Source organism: Sphingomonas sp. OV641, from assembly GCF_900109205.1.
Taxonomy (GTDB): Bacteria; Pseudomonadota; Alphaproteobacteria; order Sphingomonadales; family Sphingomonadaceae; genus Sphingomonas.
Genome location: NZ_FNZB01000002.1, coordinates 311150 through 330483, shown reverse-complemented (window position 1 = coordinate 330483; position 19334 = coordinate 311150). Strand labels below are relative to the sequence as shown.

The 19334-nt window shown below is 66.3% G+C and carries 15 protein-coding genes; 13 read left to right on the top strand and 2 right to left on the bottom strand.

The features are described from left to right. Positions 1–64: 64 nt before the first annotated feature. From BMX36_RS12465 to BMX36_RS12420, 10 genes are all read left to right on the top strand, one after another. Complete coding sequence (locus tag BMX36_RS12465; RefSeq protein ID WP_066781449.1) at positions 65–634, top strand: HNH endonuclease; 570 nt, start codon at positions 65–67, stop codon at positions 632–634. 22 nt (positions 635–656) lie between these two features. Further along, positions 657–1064: a penta-EF hand family protein gene (locus BMX36_RS12460; protein WP_066781451.1), complete on the top strand. Its 408-nt coding sequence runs from the start codon at positions 657–659 to the stop codon at positions 1062–1064. 32 nt (positions 1065–1096) lie between these two features. After that, entirely contained in the window at positions 1097–3766 is a 2670-nt protein-coding gene (gene ppc / locus BMX36_RS12455) for a phosphoenolpyruvate carboxylase (RefSeq protein WP_093066374.1), read from the top strand. Positions 3767–3997: 231 nt separating this feature from the next. After that, positions 3998–4624, top strand: a complete 627-nt coding sequence (locus tag BMX36_RS12450; protein ID WP_256210813.1) for a PepSY-associated TM helix domain-containing protein — start codon at positions 3998–4000, stop codon at positions 4622–4624. 17 nt (positions 4625–4641) lie between these two features. Further along, complete coding sequence (locus BMX36_RS12445) at positions 4642–5112, top strand: DUF2271 domain-containing protein (RefSeq protein WP_066781453.1); 471 nt, start codon at positions 4642–4644, stop codon at positions 5110–5112. 11 nt (positions 5113–5123) lie between these two features. Further along, positions 5124–5972 (top strand): DUF4198 domain-containing protein, encoded by an 849-nt coding sequence (locus tag BMX36_RS12440; RefSeq protein ID WP_093065906.1) that lies wholly within the window; start codon positions 5124–5126, stop codon positions 5970–5972. Positions 5973–5981: 9 nt separating this feature from the next. Then, entirely contained in the window at positions 5982–6977 is a 996-nt protein-coding gene (locus BMX36_RS12435) for an FAD:protein FMN transferase (RefSeq protein WP_093065904.1), read from the top strand. A gap of 69 nt (positions 6978–7046) precedes the next feature. Beyond that, positions 7047–8117, top strand: coding sequence for a DHH family phosphoesterase (locus tag BMX36_RS12430; protein WP_093065902.1), 1071 nt, complete (start codon positions 7047–7049; stop codon positions 8115–8117). Further along, a complete protein-coding gene (uvsE, locus tag BMX36_RS12425) occupies positions 8114–9274 on the top strand; it encodes a UV DNA damage repair endonuclease UvsE (protein WP_066781459.1) in 1161 nt (386 codons plus the stop codon). The genes BMX36_RS12430 and uvsE overlap by 4 nt, the downstream gene beginning before the upstream one ends. Before the next feature lie 40 nt (positions 9275–9314). Next, a complete protein-coding gene (locus BMX36_RS12420; protein WP_143058565.1) occupies positions 9315–9596 on the top strand; it encodes a hypothetical protein in 282 nt (93 codons plus the stop codon). A 19-nt stretch (positions 9597–9615) separates the two neighbouring features. Here the strand turns inward: BMX36_RS12420 and BMX36_RS12415 are convergent, their stop codons facing one another. Continuing rightward, positions 9616–11367, bottom strand: a complete 1752-nt coding sequence (locus tag BMX36_RS12415) for a PAS domain-containing protein (RefSeq protein ID WP_256210785.1) — start codon at positions 11365–11367, stop codon at positions 9616–9618. A gap of 143 nt (positions 11368–11510) precedes the next feature. Between BMX36_RS12415 and BMX36_RS12410 the strand changes: the two genes are divergently transcribed. After that, complete coding sequence (locus tag BMX36_RS12410; protein ID WP_093065900.1) at positions 11511–13535, top strand: amidohydrolase family protein; 2025 nt, start codon at positions 11511–11513, stop codon at positions 13533–13535. Positions 13536–13703: 168 nt separating this feature from the next. Here the strand turns inward: BMX36_RS12410 and BMX36_RS12405 are convergent, their stop codons facing one another. Beyond that, the gene (locus tag BMX36_RS12405; protein ID WP_093065898.1) at positions 13704–16025 is read right to left on the bottom strand and encodes a GH92 family glycosyl hydrolase; all 2322 of its coding nucleotides are present in this window, start codon (positions 16023–16025) and stop codon (positions 13704–13706) included. A 247-nt stretch (positions 16026–16272) separates the two neighbouring features. Between BMX36_RS12405 and katG the strand changes: the two genes are divergently transcribed. Next, a complete protein-coding gene (katG, locus tag BMX36_RS12400; RefSeq protein ID WP_093065896.1) occupies positions 16273–18522 on the top strand; it encodes a catalase/peroxidase HPI in 2250 nt (749 codons plus the stop codon). Between the two features lie 115 nt (positions 18523–18637). Then, positions 18638–19231 (top strand): exopolysaccharide biosynthesis protein, encoded by a 594-nt coding sequence (locus BMX36_RS12395; protein WP_066781471.1) that lies wholly within the window; start codon positions 18638–18640, stop codon positions 19229–19231. The last annotated feature ends 103 nt before the right edge of the window (positions 19232–19334 follow it).

Below are 19334 nucleotides of genomic sequence, written 5' to 3'. Positions count from 1 at the left end.
GTCATCATGGCGTCATCGCTTGACGCGACATCGCGCCAAGACACGGTATCGAAGGGGGGCTTACTTGTTCCATCCCGATCTGATCCGCCATCCGGACGCGTGCCCGACGCTCGTTCTGAACGCCGACTATACGCCTTTGTCTTATTATCCGCTCAGCATCTGGCCATGGCAAACGGCGGTCAAGGCGGTGTTTCTCGACCGCGTCGATATTGTCGCTCATTATGAGCGAGAGGTGAGAAGTCCCACCCAGGCGATCCGATTGCCATCGGTGATCGCGCTGAAACAATATGTGAAGCCGTCGCAATTCCCGGCCTTCACCCGATTCAACCTGTTCCTGCGCGACCGCTTCGCCTGTCAATATTGCGGCACCCATGTGCGCGACCTGACATTCGACCATGTCGTGCCGCGCGCACAGGGTGGGCGTACGACATGGGAAAATGTCGTTACCTCCTGTTCCCCCTGCAATCTGCGCAAGGGCGGGCGGACGCCCAAACAGGCCGGCATGCCGCTGCATATCGAGCCGATCCGGCCGACCAGCTGGCATTTGCAGGAACATGGCCGCAGCTTTCCGCCAAACTATCTCCACGAAACGTGGCACGATTGGCTCTATTGGGACGTTGAGCTGGAAGCCTGATCTTGAGGGAGGTTAACCGGGGATGCGATCGTTGATGATGCTGGCGGCGGCCGGGACGCTGCTGGCAGCCTGTGGGGCGCGCGAGGAAGAGCAGGATGCCGCCCTTGCCAATAACTACACGCCGCCCACGGTGACTTCGCGGCTGGACTTCGGCGGCGAGATCGAACGCCGCTTCCACCGCGCGGACATGAACGGCGACGATCGCGTCACTGCCGATGAGCTGCCCGAACGCTTGCGCCCGATGATCAAGCGCGGCGACGCCGACAAGGACGGCGGGCTCGGCCCGCAGGAATGGGGCGACATGCTGCTGAACTGGTTCGATCGCAACGACCTGAACAAGGACGGCACGTTGACCAGCGAGGAGCGCGACACCTATCGCGAGCGCCGCCGCGCCGCGCGCCAGGCCCAACCTGGCGAAACTGCGCGTTGACGGCGATGGTCGACGGCATGCAGCATGGCGGCATGAGCGCGCTTCCGTCGATCACCAACAATGATGACATCCGCTATCTCGGGCGCGTCCTGGGGGATGTGATCCGGGCCCTGGGCGGGGAGCGACTGTTCGCCGCGACCGAGGCGATCCGATCGGCGTCGGTGGAGCGGCATCGCGGTGCCGGGATCGCAGTGGATCACCATCTGGAGGCCTTGTCGCTCGACGAGACGCTCGATTTCGTCCGTGGCTTCATGTTGTTCTCCATGCTGGCGAACCTTGCCGAGGATCGGCAGGGCATCACGGCGGAGGAGGGGGCGGATGTCGCCTCCGCGCTTGATCGGCTGGCGGGAGAAGGGGTCGACCGCCATGCGGTGCTGGCGCTGCTCGACCATGCGCTGATCGCGCCGGTGCTGACCGCGCACCCCACCGAGGTGCGGCGCAAGAGCATGATCGACCATCGCAACCGGATCGCGGAGCTGATGGCGCTGCGCGATACGGGCGTGGAGGAAACGCCGGAAGGCGATCGTATCGACGAGGCGATCGTGCGCCAGGTGGCGTTGCTGTGGCAGACTCGCGTGCTGCGCCGCGAGCGGCTGTACGTGACGGACGAGGTGGAAACCGCGCTCAGCTACCTGCGCGACGTGTTCCTGCCCGTCATTCCGGCGCTGTACCAGCGGTGGGACCGCGCAATGGGGCGGCGCCTGCCGAACTTCCTCAAGCCCGGAAGCTGGATCGGCGGCGACCGCGACGGCAACCCCTTCGTTACCGCCGAATCGCTGAAGGTGGCGCTCGCCAAGGCCGCTGGCGCGGTGATCGGCTTCTACCTCGATCAGCTGCACGCATTGGGCGCGGAACTGTCGATCTCCGCCTATCACGCACCCGTGGACGATGCGGTGATCGCGCTGGCCGAGGCGAGCGGCGACGATGCGGAAAGCCGCAGCGATGAGCCTTACCGCCGCGCCTTGTCCGGGATCTATGCCCGGCTCGCCGCCACGTACCGGAAGCTGGTGGGCGCCCGTCCGCCCCGGCCGGCGGCGCGCGAGGCGGAGCCTTATTCCAACCCGACCGCCTTTCGCGCCGATCTGCTCGCCATGGGCCATGCGCTGGCCGAGGCGGGCGGCGGGCTGCTGGCGAGCGGGGGCGTGATCGGTCGCCTGATCCGCGCGGTGGAGGTGTTCGGCTTTCACCTCGCCACGCTCGATCTGCGGCAGAACAGCGCCGTCCACGAACGGGTAGTGGGCGAATTGCTGGCGCGGGCCGGCGTGTGCGACGATTATGCCGCGCTGGACGAGGACGCGCGCGTGTCGCTGCTCAACCGGGAGCTTGCAACCGCGCGGCCGCTGGCCAGCCGCTTCATCACCTATTCCGAAGAGACCGCCAAGGAACTGGCGATCGTCGCCGCGGCGGCCGAGGCGCATGCCACTTACGGCAACGCCTGCATCCGCCAGTATATCGTGTCCATGTGCACCTCGGTCAGCGATTTGCTGGAGGTGCATCTGCTGCTGAAGGAAGTGGGCCTGTACGTGCCCGGCGATCCGCCGCAGGCGCATGTGATGGCGGTGCCCTTGTTCGAGACGATCGGCGACTTGGAAGCAGCGCCGGGCATCATGAAAGCCTGGTTCGCGCTGCCCGAAGTGGCGGCGATCGCGCGGGCGCGCGGGCATCAGGAAGTGATGATCGGCTATTCCGATTCCAACAAGGACGGCGGCTATCTCACCTCCACCTGGCAGCTTTCCAAGGCGTCCACCGCGCTGAAGCCGGTGTTCGAGGCCGCGGGCGTCGGCATGCAGCTGTTCCACGGCCGAGGCGGCGCGGTCGGGCGAGGCGGTGGCTCCAGCTTCGCCGCGATCCGCGCACAGCCGCCCGGCACGGTGCAGGGCCGGATCCGCATCACCGAGCAGGGCGAGGTGATCGCCGGCAAATATGGCACGCGGGAAAGCGCGATCACCAACCTGGAGGCGATGGCCTCGGCCACGTTGCTCGCCAGCCTGTCGCCTGCGCCGCTTTCCAACGCGGAGAACGAAAGTTTCGCGGGTGCGATGGACCGGCTGTCCGATACGGCCTTCCACGCCTATCGCGATCTTGTTTACGGCACCGAAGGCTTCAACACCTTCTTCCGCCAAATGACGCCGATTGCGGAAATCTCCGAACTCAAGATCGGAAGCCGCCCCGCCAGCCGCAAGAAATCCGCCAAGATCGAGGACCTGCGCGCCATTCCTTGGGTGTTCAGCTGGTCACAGGCGCGGGTGATGCTGCCCGGCTGGTATGGCGTCGGCCAGGCCATCGCCGCGTTCGAGGACAAGGCGCTGCTGGCGGAAATGGCCGAGGGCTGGCCATTGTTCGCCGCCACGCTCGCCAACATGGAAATGGTGCTCGCCAAATCCGACATGGGCATTGCCGAGCGGTATGCCAGCCTGATCGAAGACGAGAAGCTTGGGCAGCGCATCTTCTCCCGCCTGCGCGACGATTGGCAGATGACGCATGACGCGCTGCTGGAAGTGACGGGACAATCGCGGTTGCTGGAAAAGCATCCGGCGCTGGACGCCTCCATCCGCCTCCGCCTGCCCTATATCGAGCCGCTCAACCTGCTGCAGATCGAACTGATGCGGCGACACCGCGCCGGTGAGGATGACGCGCGCATCGCGGAGGGCATCCTGCTGTCGATCAACGCCATCGCAACTGCGCTGCGCAACTCGGGCTGATTTCATCGGCCTTGTCGGCGGTTGCACCAACTGTGCAGCCATGCGCGGCTCGTTTTGCTGTTGCGAGTTATTCGCGATTGTTCTAGCCGAACGCCAGAGGGCGGCTGATCTCAGCGCGCATTTGGGATCGGCATGCAGGCCAGCGACGTGGAAGCGACGGGTGAACAGCGGTTGGCGGGGGAGCTGTCCCGCACGGCGCCGGTCGGTCGCGCCGCCACAGCCCGGCCCCAGATGGATAGACCCAAGAAGAAAAAGAAGATCAGCGCCTTCTGGCTGAAGCAATTGCACAGCTGGCACTGGATCAGCGCGGCGGTGTCGCTTGCCGGCATGTTTCTCTTCGCGATCACCGGCATCACGCTGAACCATGCGGCGACGATCGGAGCGGAGCCGCAGGTCACGCGCGCCGAAGCAACGCTGCCGCCGCCCGGCCTTGCGGATCTGCGCGGGGATCACCCGGCGAATGCGCCGCTGCCCGATACCGTTTCCCGCGCGGTCACCGCCGCGGTTGCGCTTGATCCGGCCGGGCGTGCAGGGGAATGGACCGACGAGGAGGTCTATGTCGCCATGCCCGGACCGGGCCGCGACAGCTGGGTCAGCATCGACCGGGAAAGCGGCGCGATCACCGCGGAGACGACGTGGCGCGGATGGATCTCCTACCTCAACGATCTCCACAAGGGCCGCAACACCGGCGATGCCTGGTTCTGGTTCATCGATCTGTTCGCGGTCGCCTGCATCATCTTCACGCTGACGGGCCTGCTGCTCCTGCAGCTTCATGCCCGGCATCGTCCGTCCACCTGGCCGCTGGTCGCCACGAGCGTGCTCGTGCCGTTGCTGCTGGCCCTGTTCCTGATCCATTGAGGAGCCTTCGCGAGCCCATGCGCCCAGCCTATCTGCTTCTTGCCGGCGCGGTCAGCGCGCCTGCCGCCGCCCAGACCGTCAGCGTGACGGTGCCGCGGCTGAAAGTCGCCGAATATCACCGCCCCTATGTCGCCGGCTGGCTGGAACCGGCCGCGGGTGGCCCGGCGCGCACCGTGTTTGTCTGGTATGACGTCAAGAAGGGCGGGGCGGAGCCGGGCACCAAGTGGCTGGCCGATCTGCGCAGCTGGTGGCGCAAGGGCGGGCGCACGATGAAGCTGCCGGCCGATGGCGTCAGCGGCGCGACCCGGGCGCCGGGCACCTATCAGATCCCGCTGCCCAAGGGGCTCACCGCCGGCCAATATGTGCTGAACGTCGAGGCGGCGCGCGAGACCGGCGGCCGAGAGCTGGTGCGGGTGCCGATCACCGTGCCCGGCAAAGGCGGCACCGCCGCCGGCAGCACCGAGCTTGGCTCCGTCACCGTTCGTTGAGGAAGATCACCATGCGCCTGAAGACCATCCTGCTCGCCGCCGTGGGTGCGGCCACGCTCGCCGCTCCCGCCCTGGCGCACCGCCAGTGGCTGCTGCCGTCCACCACCACATTGTCCGACACCAACCAATATGTGACGGTGGACGCCGCGGTGTCGAACGACCTCTTCTACCCGGACCATGTCGCCATGCGGCCCGAGCAGGTGAAGGTGTGGGCGCCGGACGGCAGCCCGGGCGCGATCGAGAATGCAGCGTCGGGGCGGCATCGCACGACCTTCGACGTAAAGGTCGACAAGCCGGGAACGTGGAAGATCGGCACCGAAATGTCGTCGGTCATGGGCAGTTTCCAGCTGAATGGCGAAACGTGGCGTGTCGGCGGCCGGCGCGGTCCGCCGCAGGCGGCGGGCGCACCGCGCGCGCAGAGCGTGGCCACGCCGGCGGAAATTCCGGCCGGCGCGACGGACGTGAAGCTCACTGAAGTCAGCAGCCGCAATGCCATTTATGTCACGGCGGGCGGCCCCAGCGACGGCGTCTTCAAGGCGACGGGCAAGGGGCTGGAGATGCAGCCGATCACCCACCCCAGCGCGCTGGTGTCGGATGAGGAGGCGCAGTTCCGCTTCCTGATCGACGGACAGCCTGCCGCCGGTGTTGCCGTGACGGTGGTACCGGGATCGAAGAAGTTCCGGGAAAGCGAGGCGGTGCAGGAGCTTACCACGGGCGCCGACGGCGTGCTGCGCGTCAAATGGCCGCTTGCGGGCATGTATTGGATGAGCGCCACCAAGACGGACGCCAACGCCAGCACGCCGCGCGCGACCGAGCGCCGCATGACCTTCACCACCACGCTTGAGGTGCCGGCACCCTGACCTGAAGCCATGGCTGCCCCCGACAGGCCGGTTGGGCAGCCAAGGCTGCTGGTACCGGACATCGACCCCACCGCGCTCGTCGGGTGGAGCCCCGACCTCGCCATGGTCGAGCTTGGCGGCGCCACCATGGGTACGCGCTGGCGGACGCTGTTCGCCGCGCCCCCGGCCCTGGATCTCGTCAGCCTGAACCATGCCGTTGAACGGCGGCTGGAACAGCTGGTCGGCGAGATGAGCCACTGGGCGCCGGATTCGGTGATCAGCCGGTTCAATCGCGACGCGCCCGGAAGCTGGGCGACGCTGCCGCCCGACTTCGCGGCCGTGATCGCGGCGGCGCTGCAGGTGGCTGAAGCTTCCGGCGGCGCGTTCGACCCCGCGATCGGTCAGCTCGCCGACCTGTGGGGATATGGGTCAGCGCCCGTCTCCCGTCTTCCCGACGAGCAGGCAGTGGCCGCTGCGCTTGAATGCGGCGGATGGCGTTCCCTGTCCTTTGACCCGGCAGCGCGGCGCCTGCGGCGTGGCCGTGACGTGCGGCTCGATCTGTCCGGTATCGCCAAGGGCTATGCGGTGGATTGCCTGTCCGCCCTGCTGCTGGCGCATGGCGTCGGGCACAGCCTGGTCGAGATCGGCGGCGAGTTCGTCGGGCGAGGGATGCGGCCGGACGGGGACCCGTGGTGGGTGGATCTGGAGGCGCCGGGCGCACTTGCGGCGCCGCTGCGGCTGGCGCTGCACCAGCTGGCGGTCGCCACCTCGGGCGATTACGTGCGCGGCCGACACACGATCGATCCGCGTAGCGGCCAGCCGGTGGCGCATGCCCTGTCGATCAGTGTCGTCCATCGTTCAGCGATCTTCGCCGATGCCTGGGCCACGGCCCTGGGGGTGGCCGGACCGGACGAGATGCACCGGCTGGCGGAGGCGCATGATCTGGCCGTGCGTGCGCTGATCCGGCGGCAGGACGGCATCACCGAATGGTTCAGTCCGGCCCTGTCGCGCATGCTGGTGGACTGACGCGGCGCTCGCGCGGCCGTTCCATCGACGGCACGGACCTTCAATGCCGGTCGCCGCGTTGAACCCGCCATGATCTGCCGGCTCGCATCTGCTTCGGACCCGCGCAGCGCGGCGCGGGAGGCGTTTGCGGCGGCACTTGCCAGCGTCGACCCTGACGGCACGATCGCGATCCTATCCCACTTCGATGCGGATGGCCTGGCCGCCGCCGCCGTGCTCGCGCGGGCGCTGGAGCGCGCTGGCCGGCGCCATGAAGTGCATCTCACCGGAAAGGGCGAGACGCCCTGGGATCCTGCGGTGGCAGCGCGGCTTTCCGCCGGCGACCCCGCCTGGCTGATCGTCGCGGATCTGGGCACGCGCGCAGAGCCGGTGCTGCCCGGCTGTGCCACGGTGATCATCGACCATCATGTGCCGACCGGCGAGCCGGCGGACGCGATTACCATCAGCGGCAACGGCCTCTCGCCCGAGCCGACCAGCGCGCTGCTGGCATGGTGGGCGGCCGGCGCGCTGGGCGATGTGGACGACCTGCTCTGGCTGGCGGCGATCGGCCTGATCGGCGACATGGAGCAGGGCCGCGACTTTATCGAGCTGCAACAGGCGCAGGCGCGCTGGGGCAAGACGGCGCTGCGCGATGCCGTGTCGCTGATCAACGCGCCGCGCCGCACCGCGGCGGCGGATGCCGGGCCGGCCCTGCGCCTGCTGCTGCGCGCGGATGGGCCAAAGGCGATCACCAAGGGAACGGACGCCGATGCCGAGGCACTGCGGCTGGCAAAGGCAGAGGTCCGTGCCGCCATGGACGAAGGTAAGCGCCAGCCGCCGCTGGTGGTGGGCGATGTGGCGCTGATCGCGCTCGACACGCCGTGCCAGATCCATCCCCTGGTGGCGCAGCAATGGCGCGGGCGGTTGAAGGACAAGATCGTCATCGCCGCCAATCGCGGTTATCGGCCCGGCTGGGTCCATTTCGCCGCGCGATCAGCCACCGGGCGCAACCTCATCGATTTTCTCGCCGACCATCGGCCCGCCAACGCGGACGGCCGGTACGGCAATGGTCATGCGCAAGCCACGGGTGGCGCCCTGACGCTGGCCGACTGGAACAGCTTCGTGCGCGGGCTCGGCATTCCTCAGGCACAGGTGCTTTCATGACTGACAACAGCCGCCCGCTCCGCCTCGGCTTTCCCGTCAAGGTGATGGGAAAGCCCGGCCTGAAATCGGGCGATACGCGCCGCTGGCAGAAGAACCCGCATCTCAAATGCTCGCTGGAGCTGCTCGATACGGTGCTGGACTATCTGCATGGCGAGAAGCTCGACATGTACCGCCTGTCGTCGGACATCGCGCCCTACGCGACCCATCCGGACATGCCACAGTTTCACAACATGGTGGCCGAGAGCGATGCCGAACTGCGCGCGTTCGGCGCCAAGGCACGGTCCTATGACATCCGCCTGTCGTTCCACCCGTCGCAATATGTGCTGCTGAACGCGCCCAATCCGGAACTGACGAAGAAGAGCATCTGGGATCTGTCGAGCCAGGCCGAGATGCTCGACCGGATGGAACTGGACGACGAAGCGGTGATGATCACGCATGTCGGCGGCGTCTATGACGATCACGAGGCGAGCCGCGCCCGCTGGATCGAGGGCTGGGAGCAATGTCCCGAGCATGTGAAACGGCGGCTGGTACTGGAGAATGACGACATCCGCTTTTCGGCGGCGGACGTGCTGTGGATTCATGAACGCACGGGCGTGCGCTGCGTCTTCGACTACCAGCACTTCTGGTGCCTCAATCCCGAGCGGCTGGACATGCGCGACACGCTGGAGCGGTTCCTGGCGACATGGCCGGCCGGCGTGCGGCCAAAGATCCACTTTTCCTCGCCGCGCACCGAAATGCGAGAGGTGAAGCAGAAGATCACCGCCAAGCAGCGCGCCGATGCCAAGGCGGGCAAGGGCCGCGCGAAGAAGGGTGAGGTGCTGAAGGCGCCGGTAAAGACGACGGCGCGCGTGAAGACGGTGCTGCGGCCGCCGATCTGGACCGGCCATGCCGATTTCACCAACCCGTTCGAGTTCGCCACCTTCATGCGGATGGCGGACGGGCTGTTCTTCGACGTGATGATGGAGGGAAAGGCAAAGGACCTGAGCCTGCTCCGGCTGCGGCCCGACCTCCTTCGCTTCGCGCCCGACGTGGCGGCACGCTTCGGCATCACGCAGGAGGACGCGGCCGCCTTTGCCGCCGACGAGGCGCGGCTTGATAGCGGCGTCAGCGCCGATGACGAGCCGGACGTAGACGAAGGATTGATGGCAGCGGAATAGCCGGCCCATGCGTTGGCCGATCGGGGATCAGGAGGCGTTGATGGACATCAGGAAACTGCCGCCGGGCGAGCCGGCACCCAGCGATGGTGACTGTATCCGGATCCAGGAGTTGGAGGATGGCCGCTTTCGGTTGAACGGATCCGTGCTGTTTCGCTGCGGCGATACGGACGCGGCGGAGTCGGTGTCGCTGGTCGGCGGCGATCTTTATGCCAGCTATGACGACGCGGAATCGGCCGGTCTTGCCTGGGCCAACGAGCATTGCGCGGAGACGCTGTTCGTCAGTCGCTCCGACGGCAAGGCGCCGCTTCCGGACGTGACCTGACCGGCCACGACGCGCCGGTTCACTCCTCGGCCGAGCCGAAATCCGATGCGTTGCGTCGTGGCCCGCCATCGCCCTTGCGGTTCAGCGCCTGGCGAACGCGGTCGAGGAGATCGGTACGGCGATAGGGTTTGCCCAGCACGTCCAGCCCGCTGCGCAGCGGGCCGTCCGCCACCAGTTCCTCGTTATAGCCGGTCGTCATCAAGACCGGCACGTCGGGTGCGATCTTGGCAATCTCCTGTGCCAGCACGATGCCGTTGATGCCGCCGGGCATGACCAGATCGGTGAAGACAAGGTCGATCGACCCGTGCGCCGCGGCCTGGAACGATGCCAGTCCGTCCTCGCCGGTCTCGGCGGTAGTGACGCGATAGCCGACTTCCTCGAGGATCTCGCGCGCGAGGGCGAGAACTTCGGGACTGTCCTCGACCACCAGAATGTGCGCGCCCGACGTGCCGGAGCCGCTGGTTGGCTGGCCGCTCGGCTGCGGTTCGGATGGCAGGTCGTGTGCGTCGTGCGCCGCAACGGGGAACAGCATCCGAACGGTGGTTCCCTGCTGCGGCGTGCTCTCGATTTCCAGTCGCCCGCGCGATTGCTGCACGAAGCCGCTGGCCATGGCGAGGCCAAGCCCCGTTCCCTTGCCGACCCCCTTTGTCGTGAAGAATGGTTCGATCGCGCGTTCGATTACCTCGGGCGTCATGCCTTCGCCCTCGTCGCGCACCTGCACGGCGACATACTCGCCCGGCGAGAGCCCGCGCGCGGCGGCATCGCCGTTTAGCTTTATGCGGGCTGTCGACAGTTCGATCACCCCGCCGGTCGGCATCGCATCCTTGGCATTGAGGGCGATGTTCAGCACCGCCATCTCGAATTGCTGCGGATCGAGCAGCGCCTTGGGCAAGCCGCGGCGGAGGCTGAAGTGCAGCTCCACCTTTCGGCCCAGCGCGCTTTCCATCACATCGGCGAAGCTGTTGAGACAATCGCTGACGTCCACTGGCCGGGGATCGAGCCGGGTCTTGCGCGCAAAGGCCAGCAACTGGCCGGTCAGCTTCGCACCGCGCTCGGCCGCGCCGCGCGCGCTTTCCAGATAGCGTAGCACGCGTTCGTCCGTGCTGCGCGCCTGCGCGAGCTCGAGATTGCCGTTCACCACCTGCAGCAGATTGTTGAAATCGTGCGCCAGACCGGCGGTCAGCTGGCCCACCGCCTCCATCTTCTGCGCCTGCAGATAGGATCGCTCGGTCTCGCGCCGCCGGGTGACGTCAAGTTGGCTGGCGAAGAAGTAGAGCAGCTTGCCCGAGGTGTCATAGACCGGGCCAATGAACACCGCGTTCCAGAACGGCGTGCCGTCGCGCTTGTAGTTCAGGATCTCGAGCGCGATCGACTGGTTGGCGGCGACGGTATCGCGAAGCGCCGCGACGCTTTCCGGATCGGTGCGCGCGCCCTGAAGGAAGCGGCAGTTGCGGCCGAGGACTTCCGCCTCCTCGTACAGCGTCAGATCCAGGAAGGCCTTGTTGGCAAAGACGATGGGATTGTCGGGCTGATGCGGATCGGTGAGGATCATCGGCATCCGCGTCATCTCGATCGCCGCGAAGAACACGTTGCCGCGGCTGTCGAGACCCGGCTCGGTGATGGTGCTTTCGCGCCAGTGCCGCTTGCCCTCGCTGCTGCTGCCAATCGGCTCGTGCCCGCCCACGTCCATTGCGCCATCGGCCGGAACACCGGCGCTCTGGCCATCGCCTTCAACGTCAATGATGCTGTTCTCGGAGTCCTTGTCCGCCACGTCGTCTTCCGAATGTCTGCAAGTGCCGGCCGTGTACCGGGCGGCGGTTCGCATTAGAAGAGTTTCAGGCCTGCGTTGTTCCGCCGCTTCATGGTTGCGACAGGTTGTTGCGCAGGAGCGACCAGCCACGTAACGCCACCGTCATGAAGCTCCTCTCCTCGGCAGCAATCGCTGCGCTCGCCCTGTCGCTCGCCACCAACGCCGCCGCGGAGATGCAGCGCTACAGCGTGATCTTCGGGGGCAAGAATGTCGGCCATCTGAACGCCGATATCGAGGGTGATCGCACCGCCATCGACTTCGACTATAAGAACAACGGGCGCGGCCCGACGATGAAGGAAGTGCTGCGGCTCGATGCCAAGGGGCTGCCGCTCGCCTGGGACATCAATGGCACCACCACCTTTGGCTCCAAGGTGGAGGAGCATTTCGCGCGGCAGAACGGCAAGGCGACCTGGACGGACGCGACTGGCAAGGGCGCGGCCGACGCCGCCTCGGCCGTCTACGTCGCGCAGAGCGGCAGCCCCTGGGCGACCGGCCTCTACGCCCGCGCGATCATGAAGACTGGCGGCGCGACGATCACGGCGCTCCCCGGCGGCACGCTGACGCTGACCAAGGGCGAAACGGTCGCGGTGAACGGCGCGGGCGGGCCGCTGAAGGTGACGCGCTACGACCTTGGCGGGATCGAGACCACGCCGGACACGGTGCTGCTCGACGACAAGGGCGAGCTGTTCGCCAGCGTGTCGCCGCGGCAGGTGATCGTGCGCGCCGGCTATGAGGATGAGGCCGAGCGGCTGAAGACGCTGGCGGCGCAATGGTCCACCGATCGCTTCGTCGCGATCAACAAGAAGGTGGCGCATCGCTATCCGGGCATGGTGCGGATCCGCAACGTGCGCGTGTTCGACGCCAAGACGGGGACGGTCGGCGCGCCGGCATCGGTGCTGGTGTCGGGCAACAAGATCGTGGGCGTGGAGCCGCTGACGCAGAAGGGTGCGACGGGCGAAGTGGTGATTGACGGCGCCGGCGGCACCGTGATCCCCGGCCTCTATGAGATGCACGCGCATACCGGCCAGGAGGGCGCGCTGCTGAACCTTGTCGCGGGCGTCACCACCATGCGCGACATGGGCAATGACAATGCGGTGCTCGACAAGCTGATCGAGCGGATCGACGGCGGCGTGATCGCCGGCCCGCGCATCGTCCGCGCCGGCTTTATCGAGGGCAAGAGCCAGTTCAGCGCGAACAACGGCATTCTCGTCAACAGCGAGGCGGAGGCCGTTGCCGCCGTCCGCTGGTATGCCGACCATGGCGGCTATTGGGGCGTCAAATCGTACAACAGCATGAACCCGGCGTGGATCCCGGCGCTGGTGAAGGAGGCGCATGCGCGCGGCCTGAAGGTTGCCGGCCACGTCCCCGCCTTCGCCACCGCCGATCAGATGATCGAGGCGGGCTTCGACGAGATGACCCATATCAATCAGTTCATGCTGCAATGGGTGATCAAGCCCACCGAGGACACGCGCACGCTGTTTCGCCTGACCGCGCTGAAGCGGCTGCCGGCGCTCGATCTCAACAGCGAACGGGTACAGCACACCATGGGGCTGGTGACCGCGCGCAAGACGCCGATCGACGTGACGCTCGGCATCCACGAAAACCTGCTGCTCAACCGCGATGGCCAAATGGCGCCGGGCGCAGCGGATTATTTTGATCACCTGCCGATCGGCACACAGCGCGGATTGAAGCAGGCATGGATCGATACCTCCGCGCCGGGTGACGATGCGGCCTATCGCGGCGCCTATGACAAGATCGTCGCGACGGTCCGGATGCTGAATGATCGCGGCGCGATGATCGTGCCGGGTACCGACACGGGCGGGTCCTTTACCTTCCATCGCGAGCTGGAGCTGTATCAGCAGGTCGGCATGACCCCGGCGCAGATCCTGACCCGCGCGACGTGGGACATGGCCAAGTACCTCGGGCAGGACGCGACGCTCGGCTCGGTCGAGACGGGCAAGCTGGCGGACTTCTTCCTGGTGCCGGGCGACCCAACCAAGGACATGAAGGCGATCAAGCGCATCGCCATGGTGGTGAAGGACGGCACCTTCTATTACCCGGCGGAGGTCTATCCCGAGTTCGGAATCAAGCCCTTCGCGCCAGCGCCGGTGGTGAGCGGGGCCCGTTGAAGCTGAGCTCGCCGGCACGCCCGCCGCTCCGGGAGGTTGCGGCGCGCTCGCTTGTTCGCGTCATCCCGAACTTGCTCCGGGATCCACGTTGCCGCGAACGGTGCGCTCCCACGACAAGCGGAAGCGCCTGCGGATAGCTGGATTTCGGAGCAAATCCGGAATGAGGGGCTAGTTCGCGCCTGCCGTGCTCATCGAATAGGGCCGTGCAGCCGGCGCCGCGCCCCACGTGCGGTTCGGCGTCGCCTGCATGGTGAAGCGCAATTCGCCGCCAGCGGCCAGCTCCTCATGGCGCAGATAGGTGCGTTCGAGTGGGCGGCCGTTCAGTGTCACGCGGCCGACATAGCGGTTCGTGTCCGACAGGGCGTCTGCCACGATCGTGAAGCGCTTGCCTCCGGGCAGCGTCATCACGGCGCGGTTCACGAAGGGGCGGCCGATGACATATTCGCTGGACCCCGGCGCGACGGGGTAGAAGCCGAGGGCGGTGAAGACGAGCCAGGCCGACATCTGCCCCAAATCGTCGTTGCCGGACAGGCCATCGGGGGCGGCCTTGTATTGGCTGGCGACGATCTGCGCCAATCGCTCCTGCGTGCGCCAGGGCTGGCCGGCATAGGCATAGAGATAGGCGACATGGTGGCTCGGCTCGTTGCCATGGATGTACTGGCCGATCAGGCCGGCGATATCCTCGGCATGGCTATAATCGAGCTTGCTGTTGTCGAAGGCGAACATCGCGTCGAGCTTCGCCACCGCCGCCGCGTCCCCGCCGAGCAGCTTGAACATCGCCGCCTGATCCTGCGGCACGAACCAGGAATATTGCCACGCATTCCCTTCGGTATAGTCACTGCCATAGTTGATCGCGGTGGGATCGAAGGGCGTGCGGAAGCTCCCGTCGGCGCGGCGCGCGCGCAGAAATCCGGTCTTCGCATCGAAGCTGTTGCGCCAGTTGGTAGCGCGCTTCTCGAACGTTTCGGCCACATCCGCCTTGCCGATCGCGCGCGCCATGCGGGCGATGGTCCAATCGTCATAGGCGTATTCGGCCGTCTTGGACGCGGCCTCCGGTTCCTTGTCGATCGGCACGAAGCCGCGCTTCATATATTCGTCGAGGCCGCCATACGGGCCATAGCTCGCGCTTTTCACCATCGCTGCGAGCGCTGCGTCGGCGTCAAATCCGCGCACGCCTTTCAGATAGGCATCGGCGATGACGGAGACGGCGTGATAGCCGATCATCGTCCACGTCTCGCAGCCGTGAAACTGCCACACGGGCAGGATGCCGAACGGACTCGCCTGCTGACTGGCAAGAAGCGAGCGAACGAAGTCGCGATTGCGCTGCTCGGGCTGGACGAGGAGCAGCAGCGGGTGCTCGGCGCGAAACGTGTCCCACAGCGAAAAGGTCGAGTGGAAGGTGAAGTCTTGCGCCTTGTGGACCTGATCGTCCGGCCCGCGATAGCGGCCGTCGGCATCGGAGAAGACGCTTGGCGCGATCATCGCATGGTATAGCGCGGTGGAGACCATGCGCTTCATCGGCGCAGGTGCGTCGATCTCGATTGCCGACAGCGCCTGCTGCCACGCCGCTCGATTGGCGGCGGCGATCGCATCGAAGCCGCCGGCCTCGCTGTCTAGATTGGCGAGTGCACCATCCTCATCGACGCTGGAGATGGCGACCTTCAGTTCCAGCGGTCGTGTGAGGCGGCCGAAGTCGAGCTGCGCCACCAATGCCTGGCCCTGAAGCTGCGCCACATCCGCGCGGCCACGGCCGGGACCCTGGAACCCCTTGTAGGCGATCTTTTCCTCGCGATTGTGGAAGGCGTGGCCGGTGAGCGGCGCGTTGGCGCGGATCGCGAAGAACAATTTGCGCGCCGGTGCCCAGCCGCGCGTCTCGCGCATGCCGGTGATGGTGCCATCGGCCCGGACGCGGACAGACGACCAGAGGATCTTGCCCGGATAATTGTATAGCGAGGAGCGCAGGTCGAGCACGACATGCGCGTCCTTGCCGGCGGGGAAGGTGTAGCGATGGACGCCAACGCGGGTGCCGGCGGTCAGCTCGGCGCGGACGGCGCTGTCGGCCAATGTGACGGCATAATAGCCCGGCCGCGCTATCTCCTGCGCATGGCTGAAGCGGGAACGGTAGCCGGAGCCGGGCTTCTTCGCATCGCCTGGATCGAGCGAGACAGTATCGCCGGCGACCGGCATCAGCAGGAAATCGCCCAGGTCGGAGTGCCCGGCTCCGGAGAAATGCGTCTGCGAAAACCCCTGAATGGTGGGATCATCATAACGATAGCCCGCCGCATGGCCGTAGCATTCGCGGATCTCGCACGTGGTGTCCGTATCGGGGCTGACCTGCACCATCCCGAAGGGGGCGACCGCGCCCGGGAACGTGTGGCCCTCGCCACCCGTGCCGATGAACGGGTCGACGCCGTCATAGGTCGACTGGGCGGCGAGCGGGGCGGCGATGAGGCTGGCGGAAAGAAGCGCAGCAAGGGCGGAGCGATGCATGAGGCGGCTTAGAGCATGGCCGTGGGGCCGCCGCCAAGCGCCGCGCTCGGTATAAGCCCCAGCTTGTGGAAAGAGACGTTGCAGGCTCACTCCCCACGGCAGTGAAGACCGATGAACGATCGACAGCGGCACTGTGTCGCGGTGGACTGATCGATTTCGCCGCTTGTACTGACGAATTTATGTCGCTTCCGTCATCCCTGCGAAGGTCTAACCTGTTGTAACCAGATCATTGACGAGAGGACGAGTCATGGACGCGACAACGAGTGGTTGCCCGATGGCGGGCGACCCGCTGAGCGACAAGGCCAAGGAACCGGCTGCGCTGCGCCGCCTGCTCGGCCGCACCAACCGCGATTGGTGGCCCAACCAGCTTTCGCTGGAAATCCTGCAGCAGAACGGCTTGTCCGGCGACCCGATGGGCGACGATTTTGATTACGCCGCCGAATTCAAGACGCTCGACCTCGAAGCGGTAAAGGCTGACCTGCGCGCGCTGATGACCGACAGCCAGCCTTGGTGGCCGGCCGATTATGGTCATTACGGCCCGTTCTTCATCCGCATGGCATGGCACTCGGCAGGCACCTATCGCACGGGTGACGGTCGCGGCGGTTCCTCATCCGGATCGCAGCGGTTCGCGCCGCTCAATTCCTGGCCGGACAATGGCAATCTCGACAAGGCACGCCGCCTTCTGTGGCCGATCAAGCAGAAGTACGGCCGCAAGCTTTCCTGGGCGGATCTGTTCATCCTGACCGGCAATGTCGCGATCGAATCCATGGGCGGCCCCATCTTCGGTTTCGGCGGCGGCCGCGCCGATGTGTTCGAACCTGAAAAGGACATCTACTGGGGCACCGAGGAAGAGTGGGTCGGGCATGAGAACAGCCAGACGCGCATTCAGCCCGATCGCGAGATGGTGCTCGAAAGCCCGCTGGCGGCGATCCAGATGGGCCTCATCTACGTCAACCCGGAAGGGCCCGGCGGCGTGCCTGATGCGGCGCAGTCCGCACGCGACATTCGCGAAACCTTCGCGCGCATGGGGATGAATGACGAGGAGACCGCTGCGCTCACCGCTGGCGGCCACACCTTCGGCAAGGCGCATGGCGCGGGCGATGCGAAACTGGTCGGCGCGGAGCCGGAAGGCTCCGACATTGCGCAAATGGGCCTTGGCTGGGCTTCCACCCACGAAAGCGGCATGGGCGATCACACGATCACCAGCGGCATCGAGGGCGCGTGGACGCCGACGCCGACGAAATGGGACATGACCTATTTCGACATGCTGCTCGACCATGAATATGAGTTGGTGAAGAGCCCGGCAGGCGCGAAGCAGTGGCAGCCGGTCGGCAACCCGGAAGAGACGCTCGCACCCAAGGCGCATACGCCGGGCGTCAAGGTGCCGACCATGATGACCACCGCCGACATGGCCATGAAGGTCGATCCCAAGTATCTGGAGATCATGAAGAAGTTCCGGGCCGACCCGGACTATTTCGCCGACCAGTTCGCTCGTGCCTGGTTCAAGCTGACGCATCGCGACATGGGGCCCAAGATCCGTTACCTCGGCCCGGACGTGCCGGCGGAGGATCTGATCTGGCAGGATCCAATCCCCACGGCCGATCACGCGCCGATCGACGATGCTGATGTGGCGACGCTGAAGCAGAAGATTGCGGCGTCGGGGCTGACGGTGAGCCAGCTGGTGAAGACCGCCTGGGCCTCCGCCGCCACTTTCCGCGGTTCGGACAAGCGCGGCGGCGCCAATGGCGCGCGCATCCGGCTGGAGCCGCAGCGCAGCTGGGACGTCAACGAGCCGGAGAAGCTCGCCAAGGTGCTGGAGGTCTATGAAGGCATCAAGGCCGACTTCGACGGCGGCGCCAGCGGCGGCAAGAAGGTGTCGATTGCCGACCTGATCGTGCTCGGCGGCACCGTGGGTGTCGAGCAGGCCGCCAAGGCGGCTGGTCATGACATCGCCGTGCCGTTCACGCCGGGCCGCACGGACGCCAGCGCGGAGCAGACCGATGCCGAGGGCTTTGCGGTGCTGGAGCCCAAGGCGGACGGTTTCCGCAACTACCTCCAGGTGCGCTACAACGTGCCGACCGAGGAGCTGCTGGTTGATCGTGCGCAGCTCTTGGGGCTGAGCTCGCCCGAGATGACGGTGCTGGTCGGTGGCCTGCGCGTGCTCGGTGCAAATCATGGCGACAGCGACCATGGCGTGCTGACCGATCGTCCTGGCCAGCTGACCAACGACTTCTTCGTCAACATCCTCGATATGGGGACGGCGTGGAAGGAAGTGGATGAGACCGGCGACGAACTGTACCTCGGGACCGATCGCGCCAGTGATGAACCGCGGTGGAAGGCGACCCGCACCGACCTAGTGTTCGGCTCCAATTCGCAGCTCCGCGCCCTCTCCGAGGTCTATGCCGCGGCGGATGCGAAGGAGAAGTTCGCGAAGGACTTCGTCGCAGCCTGGACCAAGGTGATGAATGCTGACCGCTTCGATCTGACTTACGCCTGATCGCAGCGCGACGAACGGGAAGGGGCCGCGGCATCCATGGGTGCCGCGGCCCTTGCCTGTTTTGGCACCCGTTACGGCAGCGGAACCGCCTGACCTGGCCTCCGTTCAGCAGCGGATGGCAGATGATCCGCACAGCGTCGGCGACATTCTCGACCGGCTCGATGAACTGGCAGACAAGAAGGACGCAGTGTCGCTCGGTCAGACGATCGAGGCGTTTGGGAACCGGAGCTATGCGCCCTTCCTTGTCATCATCCCGCTGATCGACATTTCACCGGTCGGCTCGATACCCGGGCTGCCGACCCTGCTCGCCTTGGTGATCGTGCTGACGGCAGGGCAGATGCTGTTTGGCCGCAAGCACCTGTGGCTGCCCGGTTTTCTCTCCAACCGCTCGGTGAAGTCCGAGAAGGTGAAAAAGGCGGTGGAGAAGGTGCGTCCGGTCGGCCGATGGATGGATCGCTGGTTCCACGGCCGGCTGCCGGCGCTGACCAAGGGGCCGATGGTCCGGGTGGCGGCCGCCGCGATCCTCGTGCTGACGCTCGCCATCCCGCCGCTGGAGCTGCTGCCGCTCGCCACCACCGCCCCGATGGCGGCGATCGCCGCCTTCGGCATGGCCCTGCTGGTGAAGGACGGATTGCTGATGATCATCGCCTTTGCCGCGGCGGGCGCGGCACTGGCAGTCGCGGCAGGGTTGCTCAGCTCACGCGGCTAGAATCTGATCCACCCCGGTTGAAGCGCCTCCCCGGCGAAGGCCAGGGCCCAGCTGGGCAACGTCAGTAAGAGCAAGTTGCGCTTCGTTACTGCGACCTTCCCAA

Excerpts from the sequence above, each read along its gene's own strand:
- BMX36_RS12460 (WP_066781451.1), top strand. The coding sequence starts at position 657 with ATGCGATCGTTGATGATGCTGGCGGCGGCCGGGACGCTGCTGGCAGCC.
- ppc (WP_093066374.1), top strand. The coding sequence starts at position 1,097 with ATGAGCGCGCTTCCGTCGATCACCAACAATGATGACATCCGCTATCTC.
- BMX36_RS12450 (WP_256210813.1), top strand. The coding sequence starts at position 3,998 with ATGGATAGACCCAAGAAGAAAAAGAAGATCAGCGCCTTCTGGCTGAAG.
- BMX36_RS12445 (WP_066781453.1), top strand. The coding sequence starts at position 4,642 with ATGCGCCCAGCCTATCTGCTTCTTGCCGGCGCGGTCAGCGCGCCTGCC.
- BMX36_RS12440 (WP_093065906.1), top strand. The coding sequence starts at position 5,124 with ATGCGCCTGAAGACCATCCTGCTCGCCGCCGTGGGTGCGGCCACGCTC.
- BMX36_RS12435 (WP_093065904.1), top strand. The coding sequence starts at position 5,982 with ATGGCTGCCCCCGACAGGCCGGTTGGGCAGCCAAGGCTGCTGGTACCG.
- BMX36_RS12430 (WP_093065902.1), top strand. The coding sequence starts at position 7,047 with ATGATCTGCCGGCTCGCATCTGCTTCGGACCCGCGCAGCGCGGCGCGG.
- uvsE (WP_066781459.1), top strand. The coding sequence starts at position 8,114 with ATGACTGACAACAGCCGCCCGCTCCGCCTCGGCTTTCCCGTCAAGGTG.
- BMX36_RS12420 (WP_143058565.1), top strand. The coding sequence starts at position 9,315 with ATGGACATCAGGAAACTGCCGCCGGGCGAGCCGGCACCCAGCGATGGT.
- BMX36_RS12410 (WP_093065900.1), top strand. The coding sequence starts at position 11,511 with ATGAAGCTCCTCTCCTCGGCAGCAATCGCTGCGCTCGCCCTGTCGCTC.
- BMX36_RS12405 (WP_093065898.1), bottom strand. The coding sequence starts at position 16,025 with ATGCATCGCTCCGCCCTTGCTGCGCTTCTTTCCGCCAGCCTCATCGCC.
- katG (WP_093065896.1), top strand. The coding sequence starts at position 16,273 with ATGGACGCGACAACGAGTGGTTGCCCGATGGCGGGCGACCCGCTGAGC.
- BMX36_RS12395 (WP_066781471.1), top strand. The coding sequence starts at position 18,638 with ATGGCAGATGATCCGCACAGCGTCGGCGACATTCTCGACCGGCTCGAT.